Below are 7,718 nucleotides of genomic sequence, written 5' to 3' on the forward strand. Positions count from 1 at the left end.
GGTCTACAAACAAATGGGTACCATGAAACTCGTCATCCTCGACCGCGACGGCACCCTGAATCAGGACAGTGCTGAATTTATCAAGACCCCGGAAGAATGGCTGCCTTTGCCCGGGGCGCTGGAGGCCATTGCCCGGCTCAATCACGAAGGCTGGCATGTGGTCATTGCCAGCAACCAGTCCGGTCTGGGGCGCGGCTTGTTTGATGTGTCGATGCTCAATGCGATCCACGCCAAGATGCACAAAATGCTCGCGGCCGTCGGCGCCCGGGTCGATGCCGTGTTTTATTGTCCGCACGCGCCCGATGAGGGCTGCCACTGCCGCAAGCCCGAACCCGGCCTGTTTGAACAGATTGGGGAGCGTTATGGGATTGACCTGCAGGGCGTGCCGACGGTGGGCGACACGGCGCGTGATGTGTTGGCGGGCGTGCGCGTGGGCTGCGAGCCGCATCTGGTGCTGACCGGCAAGGGCGCGACCTACCGGGGCCGGCGCTTGCCGCATAACTTTCCGAAAGCGACGCAGGTGCATGAAGATCTGGCGGCCTTTGCTGACTTTCTGATTGCGCGGGACACCGAAAAGGCTGAGTTGGCGACTGCGAAGCTATCACAATAATAGCTGCTTACGCAGTATCCACGGGGGCTAGAGGCCTAAAACGTCTAAATGTTATTGATTCGCTCCATTTTGCACATGGCGTGGCTGCTGATCACGGTGATTCCGTGGGGGCTGACGCTGGTGCTGATTTCGCTCTGGGTACGCCGCACAACGCTGTGGTGGTTTGCCGTTAACTGGTTTCGGCTGGTCATCTGGGGTACGCGCGTGTTTCTGGGGGTGCGGGTGCGGGTTACCGGCATGGAGCATTTGCCGGCGGGTGCTACCGCGCCCGCGATTTTGCTGTCCAAACACCAGTCCACGCTGGAGACGCTGCTGATCCCGACCCTGATGCCGCGCCCGCTGGCGTTTGTCTTCAAGCGCGAGTTGTTGCGCATTCCTTTTTTTGGCTGGTCGATGGCGCGGCTCGACATGATCCATATCGACCGCGAATCCCGCGCCCTGGCGATGAAACACGTCATTGAGCAAGGCAAGCGGCGCCTGGCGCAAGGGACCTGGGTCATCATGTTCCCCGAGGGCACGCGTATTGCGCGCGGCCAAACCGGCACTTACCAAACTGCGGGCACCCGGCTGGCCGTGGAGACCGGGGCGCCGGTGGTGCCGATTGCGGTGTCGTCGGGCAAGTGCTGGCCGCGCCAGGGCTTCATCAAATACCCCGGTGTGGTGGATGTTTCGATTGGCCCGGCCATTGCCAGCGTCGGGCGCGAGCCCAAAGAGCTGATGCGCGAGGTGCAGGCCTGGATCGAAGCCGAAATGCGCCGGATCGACCCCGAAGCCTATTTGTAGGCGTGGCGCGATGCATCCCTTGCTCCGCTTTACGCTTGATTTGTTTGAGCCAAATAAGGCGCTAGCCCCCGTCAATCATGCGCCACAAGCTACTGAAATAGTAGTGCCAGAGGCGCGGCGTGTTATTGCGCCGGAGCCGCTGGCACCGCCCGCCCTGGCCTGCCCTCCCACCAGCTTGCGCCACCCGCGCGCCAATCGCGAAGCCCGGCTGTGCGAAGTGGTGGTGGCCTACGAGTTCAAGCGCGGCCAGCGCCGCAGCATTGGTTTTGTCATTCGACCCGAAGGGCTGGTGGTGAGCGCGCCCAAATGGGTGCCGCTGCATCAGGTCGATGCGGCGCTGCAGGATAAATCGCAATGGATCATCCAGAAGCTGGGTGAAACGCAGGCGCGCCAGCAGCGCCTGCTGGCGCGTCGCATCGAGTGGTGCGACGGCACGCTGATTCCTTATCTGGGGCAGTCGCTGCGGCTGCTGCTGGTGCCGCATCAAGCCGCAGGTCACACGGGCGCCAGGTTGAAAGCCGGGGGCATCGGCACGACCGAGTTCATGGTGGCCGATGCGTTGGGCCCGACCCTGCGCGTGGCACTGCCAGAGGGCGCCGCGCCAGATCAAATTCGTGACACCGTGCAAGCCTGGCTGAGGTGTCAGGCGCAGCAGCTGTTCAAGGCGCGGCTCGATCACTTTGCCCCGCAGTTGCGAGTGCAGTGGCGCACGCTGGCTCTGAGCAACGCCCGCACCCGCTGGGGCAGCGCCCGCATTGACGGCGCCATCCGGCTCAACTGGCGCCTGATGCACTTTCAGCCCGCGGTCATCGACTACGTGGTGGTGCATGAGCTCAGTCACCTGCGGGTGATGGACCACAGCCCGCGTTTCTGGGCCACCGTGCGCTCGGTGGCGCCCGATTACGTCGCCCTGCGTCGGCAACTCAAGGAGGAGGCCTTGCCGCACGGCCTTTGAGCCGGCCGGCTGGCCTGGCTTGGGCTGCTCGCTTTGGCTTTAGCTGGTTGACGGGCGCGCTGCGTGCTAAGCTGGCACGCTCAAGCGCTGGTCCACCAGCCCCTGCCCAGTTCAACTGAAAAAGGAGACCTCTATGCCCGGCTTGTTACCCCACGTCGATCCCGACGGTTTGCTCGAATTCTCAGTGGTCTACACCGACCGCGCGCTCAACCACATGTCCCAAAGTTTCCAGCGCGTGATGCAGGACATCTCTGGGATGCTCAAGGAGGTCTACCACGCCAAGTCGGCGGTGCTGGTGCCGGGCAGTGGCACTTTCGGCATGGAAGCGGTGGCGCGCCAGTTTGCGGGCGGCAAAAAAGTGCTGATCATCCGCAATGGCTGGTTCAGCTACCGCTGGACGCAAATTCTGGACATGGGCCAGATCGCTGCAGAATCAACTGTGCTCAAGGCGCGCCGGGTTGGCACCGACAAACAATCGCCCTGGGTGCCGGCGCCGATTGACGAGGTGGTGGCCGCGATTCGCGAGAAAAAGCCCGACGTGGTGTTTGCCCCGCATGTTGAAACCGCGTCCGGCATGATGCTGCCCGACGACTACCTGCGTGCCGTGGCAGATACCGTGCACGCGGTGGGCGGCCTGTTTGTGCTGGACTGTGTTGCCTCGGGGGCGATGTGGGTCAACATGGTGGACACCGGTGTCGATGTGCTGATCAGCGCCCCGCAAAAAGGCTGGAGCAGCTCGCCCTGTTGCGCCATGGTGATGCTCAGCGAGCGGGCCCGCGCTGCCATTGACTCCACCAGCAGCAGCAGTTTTGCCTGCGACCTGAAGAAGTGGCTGCAGATCATGGAGGCTTACGAGAACGGTGGCCACGCCTACCACGCCACCCTGCCGACCGATGCGCTCACGCACCTGCGCGACACCATGAAGGAGACGCAGGCTTACGGATTTGATCGCGTGCGCGCCGAGCAGATCGACCTGGGCGCCAAGGTGCGCGCGCTGTTCGAGCGCCGCGGCATCCCGAGCGTGGCGGCCGACGGCTTCAAGGCGCCCGGCGTGGTGGTGAGCTACACGAGCGACCCCGAGATTCAGTCCGGCCGCAAATTCCTGGGGGTGGGCCTGCAGACGGCGGCCGGCGTGCCCTTGCAGTGTGATGAACCGGCTGACTTCACGACGTTCCGGGTCGGCCTGTTTGGCCTGGAAAAATGGCACAACGTGGACCGCACGGTCGGGCAACTGGCCGCGGCGCTGGACCAGATTTTGTAACCTTGGGCGATCCCGATACGCCCATTGCGGCTGGCTTGGACGCTCGGGACTTGAGTTCGCGGCGCGAATGCGCTCCTACAATTTGAATAATTTTTTACCAACAAGGGTTTTATGAACGTCATCCGCTTCTCCGATCTGTGCGCCCAAGGCCAAGTCTCCGGCAAGCGCGTTTTTATCCGCGCCGACCTCAACGTGCCGCAGGACGATGCTGGCCACATCACGGAAGACACTCGCATCCGCGCCTCCATCCCTTGCATCCAGATGGCGCTCGACGCCGGGGCCGCGGTGATGGTGACCTCACACCTGGGGCGCCCGACCGAAGGTGCGTTCAAACCGGAAGACTCGCTGGCGCCGGTGGCCCAGCGCCTGGCCGAGTTGATGGGCCGTGCTGTGCCGTTAATTGCCAATTGGGTCGACGGTGTCAGCGTCCAGCCAGGCCAACTGGTGTTGCTGGAAAACTGCCGGGTCAACCCCGGTGAGAAGAAAAACAATGAAGCGCTGGCCAAAAAAATGGCCGCTTTGTGCGATATTTTTGTGCATGATGCCTTTGGCACGGCACACCGCGCCGAAGCCTCCACCTACGGCATCGCGCAATTTGCCAAGGTGGCCTGCGCTGGCCCGCTGCTGGCCGCTGAGATGGACGCCATCAGCAAAGCGCTGGCAAACCCGAAGCGCCCGCTGGTGGCGATTGTGGCGGGTTCCAAGGTTTCCACCAAGCTGACCATCTTGAAAAGCCTGGCCAGCAAGGTGGACCAACTCATCGTCGGTGGTGGCATCGCCAATACCTTCATGCTGGCCGCGGGCTTGAAGATCGGCAAGAGTCTGGCCGAGCCCGACTTGTTGGAAGATGCCAGGGCCGTGATCGCCGCCATGAAGGCGCGCGGCGCGGCGGTACCGATCCCGACGGATGTCGTTACCGCCAAGACCTTCGCGGCCGACGCCGTGGCGACCGTCAAGGCCGCCACCGACGTGGCCGACGACGACCTGATTCTTGATATTGGCCCACAAACCGCCGCCGCCCTGGCGACGCAGCTCAAGGCCGCCGGCACCATTGTCTGGAACGGCCCGGTCGGCGTGTTTGAGTTTCCCGCGTTCGAGAATGGCACCCGAACGATTGCCCACGCCATCGCTGAATCCAGCGCGTTTTCAATTGCCGGTGGCGGCGACACATTGGCAGCTATCGCCAAGTACGGTATTGAAAAGCAGATTGGTTACATCTCGACCGGCGGCGGCGCCTTTCTGGAGGTGCTCGAAGGCAAAACGCTGCCAGCCTTTGAGATCTTGACGCGGCGGGCGGCGGGTTAGGGCCCGTTCGGAAATCAGGTGTGCATTGGCCGTCGGCTTGGGCCTTTGACGTGGCGTTGACACGGACACTGTGACTGCGGGCCGTTGCGTCAAAGCCTGTCAACGGACGCGTGGCTCGGCCAATAGCTGTTCCGGCAACGTGAAGTAAGCCGAAGACGCACCACGGTGCGCCCGCGTCTGCTCCAGCTCATGGCGGGCCACGGTGCGCAAATGCACTTCATCCGGGCCATCCAGCAACTGCATGGCGCGGCCCCAGGTCCAGAAATAAGCCAGCGGCGTATCGGGCGACAGGCCCATGGCACCAAACACCTGCATGGCGCGGTTGACCACCCGCGTTTGCAGTCGGGCCGTCACCACCTTGATGGCCGACACATCCACCCGGCTCTGCGCATGTGCCCCTTGATCCAGTTGCCAGGCGGCACGCAGCACCAGCAGGCGGGCCTGGTCAATCTCCAGGCGCGACTCGGCAATCCATTCCTGCACGTTGGCAAATTCGGCCAGGTACTTGCCAAAGGCGTGCCGTTCCAAAGTGCGATCGCACATCATGGCGAGCGCTAACTCGCACTGGCCGATGGTGCGCATGCAGTGGTGGATGCGCCCCGGGCCGAGGCGCGCCTGCGCCATGGCAAAACCGGCGCCCTCCTGGCCCAGGATGTTTGCAGCCGGCACGCGTACGTCTCTGAAGATGATTTCGCAATGCCCCTCGGGCGAATGGTGCTGCATGATCGGGATGTTGCGCACCAGCGTGACACCGGGCGTGTCGATCGGCACCAGCACCATGCTGTGCTGGGCATGTTTGTCGGTGCCTTCGTCACCACTGCGGCACATCACAATCAGCAATTGGCAGCTTGGATGCGCTGCCCCCGTCACAAACCATTTGCGACCGTGAAGCACCAACTGCCCGCCTTCATGGCGGACGCAGGTCTGCAGGTTGGTGGGGTCAGATGAAGCGACGTCTGGCTCGGACATCGCAAAAGCAGAGCGCATTTCACCGTTCAGCAAGGGGAGCAACCAGCGCTGGTTTTGCTCCGGGGTGGCAAACAGGTGCAACAGCTCCATGTTGCCGGTGTCAGGTGCGCTGCAATTGAATACCTCCGAGGCCCACGGCAGCCGCCCCATGATCTCGGCCAATGGCGCATAGGCCAGGTTGCTCAATCGTTGTCCGGGTTCGTCGTCATGCAGGCTGGGCAAAAAAAGATTCCATAAACCCTCCGACCGCGCCAGTGCCTTGAGATCATCCACAAACGGTGGCGGAAAGATGCCCTGTGCCACAGAGCGATGCCACGCGCCGTTGTAGGGCAGCACGTAACGCTCCATGAAGTCGTCCAGGCGCTGGCGCAAGGCCTGCACCTGTGGTGAGTAGTCAAAATCCATGGTGGACCTTTCTGATTGAGCAATGACTTAGGCGTTGCGATTTGGCTGGGTGCTGCGTGCTGGGGCTAAGGGGGCATCTGAAGAACGAAGTTTGCCCAAAGTGGGCTGAATTGGCTGTCACCTCGGTACTGATTTGCAGGCGGTGCACGTGAAGCAAAGGCATAGGTGGTTCGCGCAAGCCTCGGCAAGTTTGATGGTGACACGGTAAGCCACTCAAAAAAGGAACCGCAATGAACAAATAGATGCTATAGTTCAAGGCTTCGCTGAATTAAACGGGGTTGGTACTTGTTACCTAGCCGCAACGGAGTTAGATGCGGTCTGGCATCAACTTCCAACTAAGTCAGGAAGAAAAATAAAATCAGAAATTTAAAAATTTCTGAGAAAAACGCAAAAAAGCGTACTATAATTTGAGGCTCCGCTGATCACAGTGAAGAGCAAAGAAAGCAAAGCAAGACGCAAGTTGAGTGGCGCGAGAGATCATTAAAAACATACAGCCGATAAGTGTGGGCGTTTGAGGCGAAAAGCCAAGTTCTTCGGAACTAAGTCTTAACTGACTTACAAACGCTCATGAAGTAAAAAAGATGTGAAATTCAGAAATGAAGTTCACGTTGATTCCAATTTATGAGTAGCCTGAGCAATCGGGCAAAAAATTCAAGATCGAACTATAGAGTTTGATCCTGGCTCAGATTGAACGCTGGCGGCATGCCTTACACATGCAAGTCGAACGGCAGCACGGGAGCAATCCTGGTGGCGAGTGGCGAACGGGTGAGTAATATATCGGAACGTGCCCAGTCGTGGGGGATAACGCAGCGAAAGCTGTGCTAATACCGCATACGATCTCTGGATGAAAGCGGGGGACTCGCAAGGGCCTCGCGCGATTGGAGCGGCCGATATCAGATTAGCTAGTTGGTGGGGTAAAAGCCCACCAAGGCGACGATCTGTAGCTGGTCTGAGAGGACGACCAGCCACACTGGAACTGAGACACGGTCCAGACTCCTACGGGAGGCAGCAGTGGGGAATTTTGGACAATGGGCGCAAGCCTGATCCAGCAATGCCGCGTGCAGGATGAAGGCCTTCGGGTTGTACACTGCTTTTGTACGGAACGAAACGGTCTGCCCTAATACGGTGGGCTACTGACGGTACCGTAAGAATAAGCACCGGCTAACTACGTGCCAGCAGCCGCGGTAATACGTAGGGTGCGAGCGTTAATCGGAATTACTGGGCGTAAAGCGTGCGCAGGCGGTTATATAAGACAGATGTGAAATCCCCGGGCTCAACCTGGGACCTGCATTTGTGACTGTATAGCTAGAGTACGGTAGAGGGGGATGGAATTCCGCGTGTAGCAGTGAAATGCGTAGATATGCGGAGGAACACCGATGGCGAAGGCAATCCCCTGGACCTGTACTGACGCTCATGCACGAAAGCGTGGG

The 7,718-nt window shown here is 60.6% G+C and carries 6 protein-coding genes and 1 rRNA gene; 6 read left to right on the plus strand and 1 reads right to left on the minus strand.

The features are described 5' to 3' along the window. Positions 1 to 22 precede the first annotated feature (22 nt). The 5 genes from gmhB (at position 23) to WA157_RS14575 (ending at position 4,914) form a co-directional block, all read left to right on the plus strand. Positions 23 to 610 (plus strand): D-glycero-beta-D-manno-heptose 1,7-bisphosphate 7-phosphatase, encoded by a 588-nt coding sequence (gmhB, locus tag WA157_RS14555; RefSeq protein WP_422621649.1) that lies wholly within the window; start codon positions 23 to 25, stop codon positions 608 to 610. Between the two features lie 48 nt (positions 611 to 658). Then, a complete protein-coding gene (locus WA157_RS14560) occupies positions 659 to 1,393 on the plus strand; it encodes a lysophospholipid acyltransferase family protein (RefSeq protein ID WP_422621650.1) in 735 nt (244 codons plus the stop codon). Positions 1,394 to 1,403: 10 nt separating this feature from the next. Continuing rightward, entirely contained in the window at positions 1,404 to 2,348 is a 945-nt protein-coding gene (locus WA157_RS14565) for a M48 family metallopeptidase (protein WP_422621651.1), read from the plus strand. Positions 2,349 to 2,481: 133 nt separating this feature from the next. Then, positions 2,482 to 3,609 carry an alanine--glyoxylate aminotransferase family protein gene (locus tag WA157_RS14570; protein ID WP_422621652.1) on the plus strand — a complete coding sequence of 376 codons (1,128 nt, stop codon included), beginning with the start codon at positions 2,482 to 2,484 and terminating at the stop codon, positions 3,607 to 3,609. Between the two features lie 111 nt (positions 3,610 to 3,720). Next, entirely contained in the window at positions 3,721 to 4,914 is a 1,194-nt protein-coding gene (locus WA157_RS14575; protein WP_422621653.1) for a phosphoglycerate kinase, read from the plus strand. 99 nt (positions 4,915 to 5,013) lie between these two features. Here WA157_RS14575 and WA157_RS14580 read toward each other — a convergent pair whose 3' ends face one another. Further along, entirely contained in the window at positions 5,014 to 6,288 is a 1,275-nt protein-coding gene (locus WA157_RS14580) for an acyl-CoA dehydrogenase family protein (RefSeq protein WP_422621654.1), read from the minus strand. Between the two features lie 659 nt (positions 6,289 to 6,947). Here WA157_RS14580 and WA157_RS14585 point away from each other — a divergent pair. Next, positions 6,948 to 7,718 (plus strand): 16S ribosomal RNA (locus WA157_RS14585); the annotation flags it as partial.

The organism is Rhodoferax ferrireducens (assembly GCF_049302455.1).
Classification (GTDB): domain Bacteria; phylum Pseudomonadota; class Gammaproteobacteria; order Burkholderiales; family Burkholderiaceae_C; genus Rhodoferax; species Rhodoferax ferrireducens_B.

Coding starts and splice junctions, on each gene's coding strand:
- gmhB (WP_422621649.1), top strand. CDS start 23: ATGAAACTCGTCATCCTCGACCGCGACGGCACCCTGAATCAGGACAGT.
- WA157_RS14560 (WP_422621650.1), top strand. CDS start 659: ATGTTATTGATTCGCTCCATTTTGCACATGGCGTGGCTGCTGATCACG.
- WA157_RS14565 (WP_422621651.1), top strand. CDS start 1,404: ATGCATCCCTTGCTCCGCTTTACGCTTGATTTGTTTGAGCCAAATAAG.
- WA157_RS14570 (WP_422621652.1), top strand. CDS start 2,482: ATGCCCGGCTTGTTACCCCACGTCGATCCCGACGGTTTGCTCGAATTC.
- WA157_RS14575 (WP_422621653.1), top strand. CDS start 3,721: ATGAACGTCATCCGCTTCTCCGATCTGTGCGCCCAAGGCCAAGTCTCC.
- WA157_RS14580 (WP_422621654.1), bottom strand. CDS start 6,288: ATGGATTTTGACTACTCACCACAGGTGCAGGCCTTGCGCCAGCGCCTG.